The following is a 17,104-nucleotide window of genomic DNA, read 5'->3' as shown; positions in this document are numbered from 1 at the left end:
CGGACGTAGGATGGATTAGCCGAAGGCGTAATCCGTCGATGGCGACAAAGCCGCCACACACGTTTGGTCAGAAGCGGAATACTTCGAGATCGGTCCTGATCGGCTCCGCCGCAGGAATTGCCGGAAGGGCTTCAGGTTTGCGTTCCTTGGTGATGTTGCGCTTGGCCGGTGTCTTGGCGATCACTATCGGCTCGATGGCTGTCGCCATCATTTCCCCCAGGCGCTGCAACAGAACGCTCTGAGCGCGCACCTGGTCGGTCGTGCTGCCCTGATGTTCTTCCTGCAACCGTACCAGGCGGCTGACCTGACGTTTACCCTGCTTATCCAATAGGCGCCATTGAGCTTCCAGCACAGCGGGGTGCTGGGGACCGGAATCCAGCCGGGTGATTTCAAGCTCGACCTGCACCTCGGGGGTGAAGCCCTTGCTGCCTGGGCTCAGCTCAAGACTTTGGGTCTTCAAACGCGAAGCCAGTTGGCGCAGCAACAGCTGGTTGATATCGCCCTGCAGACTGCCGGCCCAGCGTGCCTGCTGCCCCTCAGCCGCGAGACTGCCATCGGGCAGGCGTTGCAGCAGTTCATCACGCTGCAGATAGTCGGCCAGCAGTACTGGCCCCAGCAGTATCGCCGCGCCGTCTGCCTGAGCGGGCACCTCGATAGTTCCGTTGTCGAGGCGATACATAGGCACCGGCTGGGTGACACAGCCAGCGAGGCTGGCACAAGCCAGCAGTAAAACAGTCGTGAAGCGCAGCACGTTGATCTCTACCTTTGCACCGGACCCTTGATGACGCTCCGCCAACGGATGTCTGCCCGCTCCGCTGTAGGCGGTCACCAATGGTCGCCGTGCCGATTATCTTCGGTTCCCGATGCGGCTGATGACTGACTGCCGCATCGCGAATCGGGATGAAATTGGAAGGCCGCTATCTTCCGTGAAACCGGCGTCGGAAGCCAGCCTCTAACGCCACCATCTCAGTTCGCAGTCTCGGCCAGCAGCGCATCCACACGCTGGAAGCCGCGTGGCAGCTTGTTGCCACGCCGCCCGCGCTCGCCCTTGTAGTGCTCGAGGTCGTCAGCCTTGAGCGACAGCGTACGCTTGCCGGCCTGCAACATCAGTGTCGCACCTTCAGGCAGCACAGCGAGATCCGTCACATACTCCTCGCGGCTGGCCACACGATCGCCGGGGATACCGATGATCTTGTTGCCTTTGCCCTTGCCCAACTGCGGCAGGTCGCGGATCGGAAATACCAGCAGGCGCCCCTCGGTGGTAACTGCGGCCAGCCAGTCCTGATCGCGATTCTTCAGCGGCCGCGGCAAAATCACGCGCGCACCTGCCGGCAACGACAGCAGCGCCTTGCCCGCCTTGTTCTTGGCCTGAAGATCCTCGCCCTTGACCACGAAGCCGTAACCGGCATCGGAAGCGATCACGTACAACGCTTCGTCGTCTGGAAGCAGCACGCACTCGAAGCTGGCGCCAGGCGGCGGCGCCAGGCGCCCGGTAAGTGGCTCGCCCTGCCCTCTGGCCGAAGGCAACGAGTGCGCAGCCAACGAATAGCTGCGCCCCGTCGAATCAATAAAGACTGCATATTGATTGGAACGACCTGCCGCGGCGGCCTTGAAGCCATCGCCAGCCTTGTAGGACAGGCCGGTGGCATCAATATCGTGCCCTTTGGCGCAGCGCGCCCAGCCCTTCTCGGAGATCACTACGGTGACCGGTTCGGAAGGCAGCAACTCGTTTTCCGAAAGTGCCCGCGCCTCAGCACGCTCAACGATCGGCGAACGCCGGTCATCGCCGTAGGTTTCGGCGTCGGCGATCAACTCCTTGCGCACCAGTTTCTTCAGCTTGGCCTCGCTGCCGAGCAGCGCAAGCAGCTTCTCTCGCTCTTTTGCCAGTTCGTCCTGTTCGCCACGGATCTTCATCTCCTCCAGCCGTGCCAGCTGGCGCAGACGGGTGTCGAGGATGTAGTCGGCCTGCAACTCGGACAGCTCGAAACGTGCCATCAGCACCGGCTTGGGCTGGTCCTCGGTACGGATGATATGAATCACCTCGTCGAGGTTGAGGAAGGCTACTAACAGGCCTTCCAACAGGTGCAGCCGCTTTTCGACCTTGTCCAGGCGGAACTGCAAGCGACGGCGCACGGTGCCGATGCGGTAGGTGAGCCATTCGCTGAGTAGCACCTTCAGGTTTTTCACCTGGGGGCGGCCGTCGAGACCGATGACATTGGTATTGACCCGGTAACTGGATTCGAGCTCAGTGGTAGCGAACAGGTGCTGCATCAGCTCGTCCGCATCGACCCGGTTGGAACGCGGGATGATGACGATTCGGCAGGGATTCTCGTGATCCGATTCGTCGCGCAGATCAGCCACCATCGGCAGTTTTTTCGCCTGCATCTGCGTGGCGATCTGCTCCAGCACCTTGGAGCCGGACACCTGATGCGGCAGCGCGGTGACGACAACATCGCCGTCCTCGACGCGGTATACCGCCCGCATGCGGACCGAGCCGCGTCCGGTTTCGTAGATTTTCAGTAGATCGGCACGTGGCGTGACGATCTCCGCCTCGGTCGGGTAATCCGGGCCCTGTACATGCTCACAAAGCTGCTCGACCGAGCTGTTAGGCTCGTCCAGCAGACGCACGCACGCAGCAGCGACTTCACGAAGATTGTGCGGTGGCACATCCGTTGCCATGCCGACGGCAATGCCGGTAGTACCATTGAGCAGCAGATTGGGCAGGCGCGCCGGCAGCGTCGCAGGCTCATCTAGGGTGCCGTCGAAGTTGGGCACCCAGTCGACGGTGCCCTGGCCGAGTTCGGACAGCAGCACCTCGGAATAGCGCGACAGGCGTGCCTCGGTGTAACGCATGGCGGCAAAGGATTTCGGGTCGTCCGGCGCACCCCAGTTACCCTGACCGTCCACCAGGGTGTAGCGATAGCTGAACGGCTGGGCCATCAACACCATGGCTTCGTAGCAGGCCGAATCGCCATGTGGGTGAAATTTGCCGAGCACGTCACCGACGGTACGTGCCGACTTCTTGTGCTTCGAATCGGCGTTCAGTCCCAGTTCGCTCATGGCGTAGACGATGCGTCGCTGGACGGGTTTAAGACCATCGCCGATATGCGGTAGGGCGCGATCCATGATCACGTACATGGAATAGTTGAGATAGGCCTGCTCGGTGAAGTCGGCGAGAGAGCGTCGCTCCACGCCGTCCAGGCTCAGGTCAAGAATTTCGCTCATGGTCGATCCGTGGCGTTTTGGCGCAGCACCAGGGTGCCGGCGCGCTGGGTGAATTCGAGTTGTTTCAGGGCGCTCATGCCTAGCAGAATCTGTTCGCCACCAAAGCCGGGCGCGACGATGGCACGAACGTCACGAAGAACGATGTCGCCGAGGGCAAGGCTATTGAGAACGGTGCGATAACCGGTGGTCTGGCCGTTGGCGGTTTGCAACATCACAGGAGCGCCCCGGGCGAGTTCGAGGCGTTCAGCCTGCTCAGCCGGTATCGCCACATCGGTGGCTCCGGTATCTAACAAAAAGGTCACCGGCTCGCCGTTAATCAAACCATCGGCAACGAAGTGTCCTTGCACGTTGCCTTCCAGTCGCACCTCGATCTGGTCTCCCTGCACCAGGGATACAGGTTCGCGGTTGGGATTGAAGCGGCTCTGCTCCCAGTCAGCGAAAAATCGCGTAGCCAGCAGCAATCCCGCGCCCCAGGCCAGCACCAGCATGACGCGGCCAGCCCGGCGGCCGGCAGGCTGGGTCACTGCTTGGCACCCCAGCCGTCCTTGGGTGCGGCGAAGCGCCAGACGATAGGCCGCTTCTCGCCGTCGGCACGGGAAAGTCGGTTGTTATCGACACCAATCCAGGCGCCCTCGGCATCAACCCAGAGCGCCTCGGCGTTGCCGAACGGCGTGTCGTAGCGACGCGAATCAGCCAATGCCGTAGCGGCATATGACCAGCACAGCTCCCTGTCGCCACTGGACGGATCGCGCCGGCAGACCTGATGCGCAGTGGGCTCCAGCGTGAACAGTTTGCCCTGGTGAAACGCCAGCCCGGAAAAGGCTCGCGGCAACGCTTGCTCACCCAGCGCTGGCGGCGGCAGTTCGCGGCCACCTTCGGCAAGTAATACGCAGCCGCCAGTGCATTGCCAGCTGCTCTGATTGCGATGCATGACCAACAAGCCACGCCGATCACGCTCGGCGGCAAGCCAGAGGCGACCGGCCTCGGGATCGACCGCGACGCCTTCGAACATGGCGTTGAACTCCAGTAGCATGCCACTCGCGCGCGCCTGGCGAACCAAGCCATCTGGCAGATTGAACCATTCGGCGGTGCCGGCCGGACTGATCTGGAGCACTGCGGCATGCGCCTCGCTGGCCAGATAGCGATTGCCCAGGTTGTCGCAGCTGAGCCCTTCGAAATCCATCTTGCCACCGCGCACCATGCCACTGATGGCCGTGCGCACGCGCATGCCCCATGACAATCCGGTATTAGGCGCTGGGGGTAAATCGAAGCTTTCGCTCTCGGCCTGCCAGACAGCTTTGCTGGCATCGAGACGATACAGCTGGCTGTCCTCTCGGTCCGAGACGGCCCAGAGAGCGTCGCCGCACCAGGCCAGCCCGGACAGGTTACCTTGGGCTATTCCTTCGACAGGATGCTCGCTGATCAGTGTCAGCTCGGGCGCCATTTCGGGAACCATCTCAGCACCACAGGCCGGCGCCGACAGGGCAAACATCAATGCAATCCAACGACGATTCAAATCAGTACCTCGGCGAGATTGCCCTTGGATTCGAGCCAGCTCTTGCGATCGCCCGCACGTTTCTTGGCCAGCAGCATATCCATCATTTCCCGCGTACCGTCGAAGTCACCGAGGGTCAGCTGCACCAGGCGGCGCGTGTTTGGATCCATGGTGGTTTCGCGCAACTGCGGTGGATTCATTTCACCGAGGCCCTTGAATCGGGTGACTTGAGGTTTGCCGCGACGCTTCTCGGCGAGAAGACGATCTAGAATGCCGTCGCGCTCAGCCTCGTCCAGCGCATAGAAGATATCCTTGCCCAGATCGATGCGGTACAGCGGCGGCATCGCGACGTACACATGCCCGGCATCCACCAGCGGGCGGAAATGCTGGACGAACAGCGCGCACAGCAGCGTGGCGATGTGCAGACCGTCGGAGTCGGCGTCAGCGAGGATGCAGATCTTGCCGTAGCGCAGCTGCGATAGATCATCCGAACCTGGATCGAGCCCCACCGCCACGGCAATGTTGTGCACTTCCTGGCTGGCCAGCACCTCGCCCCCATCCACTTCCCAAGTGTTCAGGATTTTGCCGCGCAGTGGCAGGATGGCCTGGAACTCCTTGTCGCGCGCCTGCTTGGCGGAGCCACCGGCGGAGTCACCCTCGACCAGGAACAGCTCGGAGCGCACCGGGTCCTGCCCGGCACAGTCGGCCAGTTTGCCGGGCAGCGCAGGGCCTTGAGTAATGCGCTTGCGCTCGATCTTCTTACTCGCCTTAAGTCGCCGACCGGCGTTGCTGATAGCCAGCTCAGCCAGTTGCAGACCCAATTCGGGATGCGCGTTGAGCCAAAGGCTGAAGGCATCCTTAACCACCCCCGAGACGAATGCTGCTGCCTCGCGGGAGGACAAGCGCTCCTTGGTCTGACCGGAAAACTGCGGCTCCTGCATCTTCGTCGAGAGCACGAATGCAATCCGCTCCCAGACGTCCTCAGGCGCCAGCTTGACGCCGCGCGGCAGCAACGTGCGGAACTCGCAAAACTCGCGCATGGCGTCCAGCAGCCCCTGACGCAAGCCATTGACGTGGGTGCCGCCCTGCGCGGTGGGAATCAGATTGACGTAGCTTTCCTGCACGCTGTCGCCGCCTGCTGGTAGCCACAGCAAGGCCCAGTCGACGGCCTCCTTATTACCGGCCAGGCTGCCGCAGAAGGGTTCGTCGGGCAGACGGGCAAACTCACTGACTGCATCCACCAGGTAGGAACGCAGGCCGTCCTCGTAATGCCACTCGATCTTTTCGCCGGTGCTCTTGTCCTCGAAGCTGACATTCAGTCCCGGACAGAGCACCGCCTTGGCCTTAAGCACATGTTTGAGGCGGCTGATGGAGAATTTCGGCGAATCGAAGTATTTCGGATCGGCCCAGAAATGCACGCTGGTGCCGGTGTTGCGCTTGCCGACCGTGCCGATAATGTCCAGTTCGCTGGCCTTGAAGCCATCGCTGAAGGCCATGCGATATTCACTTCCATCACGCTTGACCGTCACCTCGACCCGCGTCGACAGGGCGTTGACCACCGAAATGCCGACGCCATGCAGACCGCCGGAGAACTGGTAGTTCTTGTTGGAGAACTTTCCGCCCGCGTGCAGCTTGGTGAGGATCAGCTCGACGCCCGACACGCCTTCTTCCGGATGGATATCCACCGGCATGCCGCGGCCGTCGTCGATCACCTGCAGCGAATTGTCCTGGTGCAAGATCACCTGCACGGAGCTGGCGTGGCCGGCCAGTGCCTCGTCGACGCTATTGTCGATGACTTCCTGAGCCAGGTGGTTGGGCCGTGAGGTGTCGGTGTACATGCCCGGACGCTTGCGCACCGGATCCAGGCCGGAAAGGACTTCAATGGCTTCTGCGGTGTAAGACATGTGCGTCTCTTGATGTCCTTATAAATCGGAAAAATCGAGCTCTGCAAAGGCAACCGGATCGAAGCCGGCAAAGGCCAGCAAGGCTGGAAGTCGCTCGGCAAACCCCTGGAAGCCATGGTCGCCGCCAGCCTGGATGCGCAATGCGCAACCTTGGTAAAAGTCTGCAGCGTGGCGGTAGTCCAGCGTTTCGTCGCTGGTCTGCAACCATATCTGATAGCGCTCCGCATCCTGCGGCGGGGACACTTCCAGTTCGGTCAGGGCAACGACGTGGTCTTCAGTCAGGTCCCAGACCTCACCAGTATAGAGATTGGTCTGCGGCCCCAAGTAACCATCGAAGCGTCGATGAGGCGTCACTGCTGGATTGATCAGCAGAGCCTTGAGCCCGTGGCGCTCCGCAAGGTGGGTTGCATAGTATCCGCCGAGAGAGCTACCGACCAGCATGGGACGCCCCAGCTCGGCGATCGCCGCATCGAGCTGAGCAATGGCCTGACGCGGGTGATGATGTAACGCTGGCACTCGCAGCCGCTCGCTCATACCCATGCGCTTCAGCGCTGCGGTCAACTGGCTGGCCTTCTGCGATAGTGGAGAGCTGTTAAGGCCATGCATATAGAGGATGGCGGGTTGGTCGCTGATCATCTGGTTCGCTGAGCTGGCAAAAGGACGGAAAAGGCTACTAGGCGAATAGCGCAAGCTGCAAGTCGCTTGACACCTGGCGGGGCGTCATCTCGCGAGCAAAGCTTTGCATAAGATGAAGCGCTTAGACGGCGACTCAATACCCCTTAATGCTGTAATCCACTTCGAAGTCCATCCCGACGACTCGCGACACGCCGGTTTCGAGCTTGCCATTGGCATGCAGCCGCAGCCAGCGATAGCCTGGTGCAAGAGTATCGACCTGGAAATCCTCGCTGCCTGGTGCGAATTGCACGCCCGTCGACGGAGCGGCCAACAATCGAATACCGCCGCGCCACCCATCGAACTCCTGATGGATGTGGCCCCACAGCAGCGCCTTGACGCAGCTGAATCGATCGAGGACTTCAAACAAAGCCTCACGGTTGTGCAGTCCGATGTTGTCCATCCAGCGGCTACCGATGATAACCGGATGATGATGCAGGCAGATCAGGTGAGGCCGCTCCGGTGATTTTTGTAAGGTCTGCTCTAACAACTCAAGTTGCTCTGCGCTGAGCATACCGAAGACCGATCCAGGCACCAGGGTATCGAGCATCACCACGCGCCAAGCACCAATATCGAGTACCGGCACCATCAATTCGCTGTCACGGGCGGCCTGCTGCATTGTCGCGAGTTCATCATGGTTACCGGGACACCAGCGCACGGGGGCATCGATTCGCTCGGAAAGCTGGCGGAAGCGTTCATAGGAGGCGAGCGAGCCGTCCTGCGAAAGATCTCCGGTGGCCAGCATCAGGTCGACGCGAGGATGCTCACGGAGGACCAGATCGACCACGCGCCGCAAGCTCTCGGCCGTATCCAAGCCCAACAACTTACCGCCCGCCTCGGCGAACAGATGGCTGTCGGTCAGCTGTACGAGCAGCACCGAATCTTTTTCAGCATTGAGGGGCGCAGCAGCCAAGACCCGTCTCCTTTGGCGAAATCGCAGAGGAATTATGGTGGCTGGCGGTTGCGGGGGTAAACCGCGCGATGCGGGCATGCATCACAGAACACACGGCAAGCTGCAAGCGAATCAGTGTGAGGGCTGGCGCTGAAGGCCGTCACGCTTTCCTGCATCTTTAGTTGAAGCTTGTGGCTTGCCGCTGCTTGTCAGAGCACCGGCTCCAGTTCATGACCACATGCCAGGCAATGGCCGAGCCATTCGCCGAGGAACAGATTCAGCTGATTCTTCTCGTCGGGCTGATGCATCTGCGCGTTGGGATAGCTATAAATGCCGCGGAACCGCCGAGCATTCTCTGCAGTGATGACCTCAGCCATGCGAGCGTCGTGATAAACCCTCACGTCCATTTGCGGCACCGGCAGCCAAGGCAAGCAGTCCTGCTGGCTGATCTGTACGGTCGTGGTATATGGGCAGCTCTCCACTACCTTCAGTGCCAGTACGCCAAGCAGTCGATCGCCCTGGCTCATGGCAATACGACGCGTATCCGGCTGGTTACGCATGTCAGGTAGAAGGCGCATCAGCCGCAGATAGTTCGCCTCGCAAGCCGCCTGCAGTTCCAGCAGGTCGACACGGTATCGTTCACGCGTGCGCCTCATGTCCATGTCCCCCTGATTTCGTCGCGGTTCAAGGCCAGCCACTGCAGGGCGATGATGCTCGCGGCGTTGTCGATGCTCCCCTCGCGCACTGCCTGCAGAGCCTGCTGCAGCGACCATACGTGTACACGAATGTCCTCGCCTTCCTCGTCCAGGCCGAACACGCCACCCGCGCCCGAGCTGTCGCAACGCCCCACGTAGAGATGTACTCGCTCGGTGCTGCCGCCAGGTGAAGGGAAATACGTGGTCACCGGCCACAGCTCGGCGACCTCCAGCCCCGCTTCCTCGACGGACTCGCGACGTGCGACTTCTTCGGGCTGCTCATCCTTGTCGATCAAGCCAGCGACCAGTTCGATCAACCAGGGATTATCGACCTTACCCATCGCACCCACTCGGAACTGCTCGATCAACACGACTTCATCGCGCCGCGGATCGTAAGGCAGCACGCAGACCGCATCGTGACGGACGAACAGCTCGCGCTCCAATTGCCGGCCCATGCCGCCGCTGAACAGGCGATGACGCAGCTGCAGCCGGTCCAGGCGATAGAAGCCGCTGAAGCACTGCTCTCGCTCGATAATCTCGACATCACCTGGGCCGGGCTTGAAAGTATCAATCATGAATAACTCACTATCGGTTTGTTCCGCGCTTGCCTAGCGCCGGAAAAAGCTACACCGTCACGGCGTGAGCGGTCTCTGTTACGTCATCCTAGCGCGCCGTTTCTTCAGGCGCAGCCCTTTGCAGACCACTCGCACAGGGAAAAATCACCCAGCGACTCGTTTACGAACTTCATGGCCCGCTCGCACTCGAATCCGCACCGTAATAACCACAAGAGCCACGAAACCCTTGATGCCTTTTCACAAAGCTCTCGCATTGGCGACGTTCAGCCTGCTACTTGGCGCATGCCAACACTTCGGCGGCGAGCCGCCTGTCGAGGTCCGGCAGATCCTCAGCGAGCAACGCCCCGTCGGTTGTCCGAAACAGGACGATAACTGCCCGCTTGTGAACATCGATACCCAACTGTTTGCCGAGGAGCCGGAATTGAACGCTCTGATCGACGAGCGGCTGCGCAAGATGACCGTCAACAGCCCGGACGCCCGAATTCCAGCAACATTGGAAAGCTACCAAGAAGACTTTCTAAGTAGCGCGCAGAGCGGCTGGAGCAGTTATTTGCAGGCCAAGCTGCGTGACCAGCATGGATCGCTGGTGGTGGTCGAGTTGTCGAGCTATCTATACACCGGCGGGGCCCACGGCATGCCAGGCCGCGGTTTCATCAACTATGACCGAAAGCAGGATCGTGAGCTAAAACTCGCCGATGTGCTACTTCCGGGTAAGGAAGGCAGCTTCTGGCGTGTTGCTGCAGAAGCGCACCAGCGCTGGTTGCTGGCAAACCAGCACGACGCTGCATTCAGCCGGCAATGGCCGTTCCAACAGACCGCCAACGTCGCCCTGCTGCGAGACAAGGTGCTACTCAAATACGACGTATACAGCATCGCGCCGTATTCGAGCGGCCATCCGGAGCTGGAAATCCCCTACGCCGAACTCAGTGCGATTCTGAAACCGGAATACTTGCCGTAACGCGACCGAAACGGCTCAGCACCAGCAGCAGTCCGCCGGACAGGAACAGCGCCGGCAAGCTGGCACCGATTTCCGGCCAGGCGTTAGCGAGCACATGATAAGTGACCGCTCCGCAGCCCCAGGCCAACAGGGTTTCCCAGCGTAACGCGCCAGCTGGAGCGGCCAAGCGGCCTCGGCGCCGTAGAATGAAATGATCGACCAGTACGACGCCGAATAACGGCGCGAACACCGAGCCGATCAACAGCAGGAAGTTCTGGTACTCGGCGAGTGGCGCGAACCAGGCAATAAGCGTACAGACCGCGCCGATCGCCAGCGCGAGCCGTTCGACCTTGAACGGCAGCAGGACGCCGACCGACACCGCTGCCGAATGGATATCGGCGAAGGCGTTTTCAGACTCGTCGAGCAGTATCAACAACAGAGGGATACCCAGTCCCGCGCCCGCCAACGCCAATAGCAAAGCGTTGACCTCACCACCCTCAGCGAACGCCAGGGTATATGCCACGCCTAGGCTCATCAGCCAAAAGTTACCGACGAAGAACCCCAGCGCGGTGCCGCCGAAAACGCGTACCGCAGCCCGGCCAAAGCGCGAGTAATCGGCAATCAGGGGCAACCAGGACAGCGGCATGGCAATGGCGATATCGAATCCCAAGGCAAAGGGCAGCGAGCCGTCGCCCTGACGCGCCCAGAGCGCGGCCAAATCGGCCTTGTCGAACAGATTCCAAGTCAGCCAGGCACAGGCGCCGAGCAGCAACCAGATGCCCCATTTGCGCAAGATACGGCGCACAAAGGTTAGCGGACCGGTAACCGCCAGCAGCGTGGCGAGGCTACCGAAGAACAACGTCCACAACGCAGGACTGTTCAGCAGGCTGTCCTCACCGAATGCGCGAGTCGCCAGTAGGCTGGCCGCATCGCGCATGACGATGATCTCGAACGCACCCCACCCGATCAGCTGAACCAGATTCAGCAGTGCTGGCAGCACTGCACCGCGGCTGCCCAGCGAGAGCTTCAGCGCAGCCATCGATGACAGGCCGGTATCGGTGCCGATCACCGCAACCGCCCCCAACAGCAACACGCCGACTGCGGTTCCGCAAGCGATTGCCAGCAACGCGCCACTCATGCCCAGACCCGGTGCCAGCAAGGCACCGAGCTGCAGCACCATCAGGCCGATGCCCAGGGAGAACCACAAAGAAAACATGTCACGACCGCCGAACACACGGTGTTCATAGGCGACGCTTTGATGAGGGGAATAACGGCCAGGCGTGTTCACGGGTGGGATTCTCAAAAATCGTTGGGTGGCCCGGCGGGTAGTTCACCCAGCCAGGCAAGCGATAAAAATCATTTGCCGCGTAGGAGCGAGCTTGCTCGCGAAGCCTGATTGCGCGGAGCTTTCAAGCTGTTCGCGAGCAAGCTCGTTCCTACGACATGCAGGTTGGAGGCAGTTCGCAAGGCACGCACAGCGCACCCTGCGCTTCCGTCCGAACTCCAACCTTCAGCGCGTTGTTACGTCCATTAAACCTGCTTGTAGATCACCGACCCTTCGTCCTTGAAGCGCGATGACTGCTCTGCAAAGCCAGCCTCGATCGCCTTCTGCTCATCGGTCAGGCCGTTCTGCGCAGCGTACTCGCGGACTTCCTGAGTGATCTTCATCGAGCAGAATTTCGGTCCGCACATGGAGCAGAAATGCGCGACCTTGGCCGAGTCCTTCGGCAGGGTTTCGTCGTGGTAGCTGCGCGCGGTGTCCGGATCCAAGCCCAGGTTGAACTGGTCTTCCCAGCGGAACTCGAAGCGCGCCTTGGACAAGGCGTTGTCGCGGATCTGCGCGCCCGGATGGCCCTTGGCGAGGTCGGCCGCGTGAGCGGCGATCTTGTAGGTGATGATTCCGGTCTTGACGTCGTCCTTGTTCGGCAGGCCGAGGTGTTCCTTGGGCGTGACGTAGCAAAGCATGGCGCAACCGAACCAGCCGATCATCGCCGCGCCGATGCCGCTGGTGATGTGATCGTAGCCGGGCGCGATGTCGGTGGTCAGCGGGCCAAGGGTGTAGAACGGCGCCTCGTCGCAGCACTCCAGCTGCTTGTCCATGTTTTCCTTGATCAGCTGCATCGGCACGTGACCGGGGCCTTCGATCATGCATTGCACGTCGTGCTTCCAGGCGATCTTGGTCAGCTCGCCGAGGGTTTCCAGCTCACCGAACTGTGCAGCGTCGTTGGCATCGGCGATCGAGCCCGGACGCAGGCCGTCGCCCAGCGAGAAGCTGACGTCGTAGGCCTTCATGATTTCGCAGATCTCCTCGAAATGGGTATAGAGGAAATTCTCTTGGTGATGCGCTAGGCACCACTTGGCCATGATCGAGCCGCCGCGGCTGACGATTCCGGTGACGCGCTTGGCAGTCAGCGGCACGTAACGCAGCAACACGCCAGCATGGATGGTGAAGTAATCCACGCCCTGCTCGGCCTGCTCGATCAGCGTGTCTCGGAACAGCTCCCAAGTCAGGTCTTCGGCGACGCCATTGACCTTCTCCAGCGCCTGGTAGATGGGGACCGTGCCGATCGGCACCGGCGAGTTGCGGATGATCCACTCGCGGGTTTCATGGATGTGCTTGCCGGTGGACAGGTCCATGACGGTGTCCGAGCCCCAGCGAATGCCCCAGGTCAGCTTGGCGACCTCTTCCTCGATGGAGGAACCCAGCGCCGAGTTACCGATGTTGCCGTTGATCTTCACCAGGAAGTTGCGGCCGATGATCATCGGCTCCAGCTCGGTGTGGTTGATGTTGGCGGGAATGATGGCGCGACCGCGGGCGACTTCGTCACGCACGAATTCGGCGGTGATTTCCTTTGGAATCGAGGCGCCGAAACTCTGCCCTGCATGCTGCTCAGTGAGCAGGCCGGCGGCGCGTGCCTCCTGCAATTTCATGTTTTCGCGGATGGCGATGTATTCCATCTCGGGCGTGATGATGCCCTGACGCGCGTAATGCATCTGGCTGACGTTCTTGCCCGGCTTGGCGCGGCGCGGGTTGCGCACGTGGGCGAAGCGCATCTTGGTTAGCTCGGCATCGGCCAGGCGCTGCTGGCCGAATTGCGAGGTCAGCCCATCGAGCATTTCGGTGTCGCCGCGGTCGTCGATCCAGGCCGAACGCACATCGTTCAGGCCCTTGCGTACATCGATGGTCACGGTCGGGTCGGTGTAGGGACCGGAGGTGTCATAGACCAGCACCGGCGCGTTGATCTCACCACCAAAATCGGTAGGGGTGACATCAAGACTGATTTCACGCATCGGCACGCGGATATCAGGGCGCGAACCCTGTACATAGATTTTCTGCGAACGCGGAAAAGGCTGGATCGACTGCTGGTCGACCTGGGCCGATTCACTCAGGTTTTGTTGTTCTACACGCATCAGACTGGCTCCTCGATAGTTGTCGGAGCGAACCTGAAAAACACGGCGGGTGAAGGGCATCGGGTGCGCCGGAACTGGCGCCGAGAGAGCTTGCCGGAGGACTGGCGAGCACATCTTGTTCCCTACGCAGGCCTTAACCTGATCAGGTTCAACGGGATCCGGAACTTTCCGATCTCAGCCTTCGCTTCAAGGCACCCCGACAAGAACGGGAGCGAGTCTAATCAAGAGTTCGAGGGAAAGCCACGCCGACCTAGAATAACGCGACCGCCGGGTCACATTTGATACGTCTCGCCCCGTCTGTTCGATCGCCTGCGTCAAGCACCTCGACAGCGCCGCCAAGCCGCTTGACCGGTCGCATGGCGGCGCATAGCCTTGCCCATCACTTCGCTTCAGGGAAAGACGCACATGCTGCGCAGACTCACGTTGGCACTCGCCGTAACAGCCGCCTCCTCCGGGTTGAGCTGGGCCGAGACAACCCCTCCGCTTTCGGCCCGTACCGATCTGGTCAGCGTCTACCGGCAGGCGGTTGAGAACAACGCCGATCTCGCCGCGGCACGTGCGCAGTTCAAGGCGATACAGGAAGTCGTGCCGCAGGCGCGGGCCGGCCTGCTACCGAACCTCAGTGGCGGCGCGGAACTGAGCAACACCCGCACCGACGTCGACACCAATGCCGGCTCGCGCTCGCTGTCGCGCAGCGGCACCGTCTATCAAGCGACCCTGAGCCAGCCGATCTTCCGCGCCGAGCGCTGGTTCCAGTTGCAGGCGGCCGAAGCCATCAGCGAACAGGCGGCACTGGAATACTCGATCGCCGAGCAGGACCTGATTCGCCTGAGCGCTCAAGCTTATTTCGCCGTGCTACGCGCGCAGGATAACCTCGCCGCCGCCAAGGCCGAGCAATCGGCCTTCCAGCGCCAACTCGATCAGGCTGATGAGCGCTTCGAAGTGGGCCTGTCGGACCGCACCGACGTGCTCGAGGCGCAGGCCGGATTCGACACCGCGCGCGCCAATCGCCTGCTTGCCCAACGCCAGGTGGACGATGCTTTCCAAGCGCTATTCACCTTGACCAACCGCGAATACCTGGCACTGGAAGGCATCGAGCACAGCCTGCCGGTGCTGCCACCGGCCCCCAACGACGCCAGCGCCTGGGTCAATACCGCCACCCAGCAGAACCTCGACCTGTTGGCCAGCAACCAGGCAGTGAACGCCGCCGAGGAAACCCTCCGCCAGCGCCGCGCCGGTCATGCGCCGACGCTCGATGCCGTGGCGCGCTACAGCAAGGGCGACAATGACAGCCTGGGCTTTACCAACACGGGCAGCGAAGCCGTTACCGGCATCCCCCGCTATACCGGTGACGTCGAGCAGCGCAGCATTGGACTGCAATTGAATATCCCGTTGTATAGCGGCGGGCTGACGAGCTCGCAGGGCCGCGAAGCCTTTTACCAGCTGACACAGACCGAACAGCAGCGCGAAAGCCTGCGCCGTCAGGTGGTCGAGTCCACCCGCAACCTGCACCGTGCGGTGAACACCGACGTGGAGCAGGTCCAGGCACGGCGGCAGTCAATCGTCTCCAGCCAGAGCGCGCTGGAAGCCACCGACATCGGCTATCAGGTGGGGACGCGCAACATCGTCGATGTGCTCGACGCCCAGCGCCGTCTGTTCGCGGCGGTACGCGACTACAACAACGCCCGCTACGACTACATTCTCGACAACCTGCGCCTGAAACAGGCCGCAGGCACGCTCAACCCGGGCGATTTGGAGAACCTGCAGCGCTACCTCAAGTCGGATTACGACCCAGACAGCGATTTCCTCCCACCGGACCTGTCGGAAAATTTCGGCCAGCCGGTGCGCGTCGAGTAGAAGGAGAAGGAAGTCCAGGCGGCATGGCTCGATGAAAGCCGTCAGGTCGTGGAACTTCCTCCGGCTGTCAGGAAATCAAGCTGGGGCTTTAGTAGCAGAACGTGTCAGCGGCGGACTTGACCCGCCCAAACTCTCGCCGCTAATCCAACAACCGCCCCAGCCCCGCCAGCAGCCGCCCCAGCGCGCCCTGATTATTTTTCAACACGCCGTACCCCGCAACCCGGGCCCGCTCGGCTCGCTCCGGGTCGCACCAGAGCGCCGTGATCTCAGCCGCCAGTTCGGGGGCGCTGGTGATTTCGCCAAGCGCACCGGCTTCTCGCAGTTGTGCGGCGATGTCGAGAAAGTTGAACAGGTGCGGCCCCGTCAATACCGGCTTGCCCAAGGCGGCAGGCTCGAGCAGGTTGTGCCCGCCGGTCGGGACCAGGCTGCCGCCGACAAAGGCGACATCCGCCAGCGCGAACAGAAACAGCAGCTCGCCCATGGTGTCGCCGAGCAGCACTTGAGTTCCGGCCTGAGGCGCCTCATCGTGTGAGCGACGAACCGTGGTGAAGCCCTGTTTGCGGCATAGCTCAAACACCGAGCCAAATCGCTCAGGATGGCGCGGCACCAGGATCAGTAGGGCGTCGGGGTGTTCGGCGAGCAATTGTCGATGCGCAGCCAACAGAATTTCGTCTTCACCAGTGTGGGTGCTGGCGCCGATCCATATTGGCCGCGTTGCCGCACCCCAGCGCTGGCGGAGCTGCGCGGCCCGCTCGGGCAGCGTCGGGTCGACGCTGAGGTCGAACTTGATCGAGCCGGTCACCGTTACGCAGTCTTCACGCGCGCCCAGTTGCTGAAAGCGCGTAGCCTCGGCGTCGGTCTGCGCGGCAATCAAACTGAGCTCCGCGAGCATCGGCGCGGTCAGCCGAGCGAAACGCGCATAGCCCCGTGCCGAGCGCTCGGACAATCGCGCATTAGCCAGCGCCACGGGAATGCCGCGGCGCGCGCACTGATGAATATGGTTGGGCCATAGCTCGGTTTCCATCACCACGGCGAGTTTAGGCTGTAGCCGCTGCAGGAAACGAGACGCCGCCCATGGAAGGTCATACGGCAGGTAGCAGTGCTGCACCGAGTCGCCAAATAGTGCCTTGATCCGCTCCGAACCGGTCGGCGTCATGCAGGTGACGGTGATCGGCAGCTGTGGATAACGCACCTTCAGTTCGCGAATCATCGGCGCTGCGGCAATGCTCTCCCCCACCGACACGGCGTGAACCCAGATACCGCCCGGCTCGAATGTTGGAAATCCGACGGCAAAACGTTCATCAACCCGCTTCGAATAGGCAGGAGCTCGGCGGGAGCGCCAAAGCAGCCGCACCAGAACGAGGGGCAAGGCGAGATGGAACAGCAAGGTATAGAGGGTGCGATTCATGGAGGGAGTTTACGCGAAACTCGGCGGAGGCTG

14 protein-coding genes and 1 riboswitch are annotated in these 17,104 nt (G+C 61.5%); of the genes, 2 read left to right on the top strand and 12 right to left on the bottom strand.

The features are described from left to right. Positions 1–67: 67 nt before the first annotated feature. From D7241_RS13875 to nudF, 9 genes are all read right to left on the bottom strand, one after another. Positions 68–757, bottom strand: coding sequence for a membrane integrity-associated transporter subunit PqiC (locus D7241_RS13875; RefSeq protein ID WP_408102332.1), 690 nt, complete (start codon positions 755–757; stop codon positions 68–70). Between the two features lie 209 nt (positions 758–966). Beyond that, positions 967–3,225: a DNA topoisomerase IV subunit A gene (parC, locus tag D7241_RS13870; protein WP_408102000.1), complete on the bottom strand. Its 2,259-nt coding sequence runs from the start codon at positions 3,223–3,225 to the stop codon at positions 967–969. After that, positions 3,222–3,749, bottom strand: a complete 528-nt coding sequence (locus tag D7241_RS13865) for a TIGR02281 family clan AA aspartic protease (RefSeq protein ID WP_408101999.1) — start codon at positions 3,747–3,749, stop codon at positions 3,222–3,224. Before D7241_RS13865 ends, parC begins: the two co-directional genes overlap by 4 nt. Further along, positions 3,746–4,741, bottom strand: a complete 996-nt coding sequence (locus D7241_RS13860) for an esterase-like activity of phytase family protein (RefSeq protein WP_408101998.1) — start codon at positions 4,739–4,741, stop codon at positions 3,746–3,748. Before D7241_RS13860 ends, D7241_RS13865 begins: the two co-directional genes overlap by 4 nt. Continuing rightward, entirely contained in the window at positions 4,738–6,624 is a 1,887-nt protein-coding gene (parE, locus tag D7241_RS13855; protein ID WP_408101997.1) for a DNA topoisomerase IV subunit B, read from the bottom strand. The genes D7241_RS13860 and parE overlap by 4 nt, the downstream gene beginning before the upstream one ends. 18 nt (positions 6,625–6,642) lie before the next feature. After that, positions 6,643–7,260 carry a YqiA/YcfP family alpha/beta fold hydrolase gene (locus tag D7241_RS13850; protein WP_408101996.1) on the bottom strand — a complete coding sequence of 206 codons (618 nt, stop codon included), beginning with the start codon at positions 7,258–7,260 and terminating at the stop codon, positions 6,643–6,645. Positions 7,261–7,393: 133 nt separating this feature from the next. Then, positions 7,394–8,209: a 3',5'-cyclic-AMP phosphodiesterase gene (gene cpdA, locus D7241_RS13845; protein WP_255977575.1), complete on the bottom strand. Its 816-nt coding sequence runs from the start codon at positions 8,207–8,209 to the stop codon at positions 7,394–7,396. A 188-nt stretch (positions 8,210–8,397) separates the two neighbouring features. Beyond that, positions 8,398–8,844 (bottom strand): DUF1249 domain-containing protein, encoded by a 447-nt coding sequence (locus D7241_RS13840; protein ID WP_255977578.1) that lies wholly within the window; start codon positions 8,842–8,844, stop codon positions 8,398–8,400. Beyond that, on the bottom strand, positions 8,841–9,458 hold the full coding sequence (gene nudF / locus D7241_RS13835; RefSeq protein ID WP_255977580.1) for an ADP-ribose diphosphatase: 618 nt from the start codon (positions 9,456–9,458) through the stop codon (positions 8,841–8,843). Before nudF ends, D7241_RS13840 begins: the two co-directional genes overlap by 4 nt. 229 nt (positions 9,459–9,687) lie before the next feature. Between nudF and D7241_RS13830 the strand changes: the two genes are divergently transcribed. Then, entirely contained in the window at positions 9,688–10,416 is a 729-nt protein-coding gene (locus tag D7241_RS13830) for an RsiV family protein (protein WP_408101995.1), read from the top strand. On the opposite strand, the gene cytX is transcribed toward D7241_RS13830, so the two are convergent. Together cytX and thiC are read right to left on the bottom strand one after the other, a co-directional pair. Beyond that, positions 10,382–11,683 carry a putative hydroxymethylpyrimidine transporter CytX gene (cytX, locus tag D7241_RS13825; protein ID WP_408101994.1) on the bottom strand — a complete coding sequence of 434 codons (1,302 nt, stop codon included), beginning with the start codon at positions 11,681–11,683 and terminating at the stop codon, positions 10,382–10,384. The two genes, D7241_RS13830 and cytX, sit on opposite strands and share 35 nt — an antisense overlap. 242 nt (positions 11,684–11,925) lie before the next feature. After that, positions 11,926–13,806 (bottom strand): phosphomethylpyrimidine synthase ThiC, encoded by a 1,881-nt coding sequence (gene thiC / locus D7241_RS13820; protein ID WP_408101993.1) that lies wholly within the window; start codon positions 13,804–13,806, stop codon positions 11,926–11,928. Positions 13,807–13,908: 102 nt separating this feature from the next. Continuing rightward, positions 13,909–14,015: riboswitch (TPP riboswitch) on the bottom strand. A 196-nt stretch (positions 14,016–14,211) separates the two neighbouring features. On the opposite strand from thiC, the gene D7241_RS13815 reads away from it, so the two are divergent. Further along, positions 14,212–15,663, top strand: coding sequence for a TolC family outer membrane protein (locus D7241_RS13815; protein ID WP_255977586.1), 1,452 nt, complete (start codon positions 14,212–14,214; stop codon positions 15,661–15,663). 139 nt (positions 15,664–15,802) lie between these two features. On the opposite strand, the gene waaA is transcribed toward D7241_RS13815, so the two are convergent. After that, on the bottom strand, positions 15,803–17,071 hold the full coding sequence (waaA, locus tag D7241_RS13810) for a lipid IV(A) 3-deoxy-D-manno-octulosonic acid transferase (protein ID WP_408101992.1): 1,269 nt from the start codon (positions 17,069–17,071) through the stop codon (positions 15,803–15,805). Positions 17,072–17,104 lie beyond the last annotated feature (33 nt).

Source organism: Stutzerimonas sp. VN223-3 (genome assembly GCF_045999685.1).
Taxonomy (GTDB): domain Bacteria; phylum Pseudomonadota; class Gammaproteobacteria; order Pseudomonadales; family Pseudomonadaceae; genus Stutzerimonas; species Stutzerimonas stutzeri_AR.
This window is presented reverse-complemented; position numbering and strand designations above follow the sequence as displayed.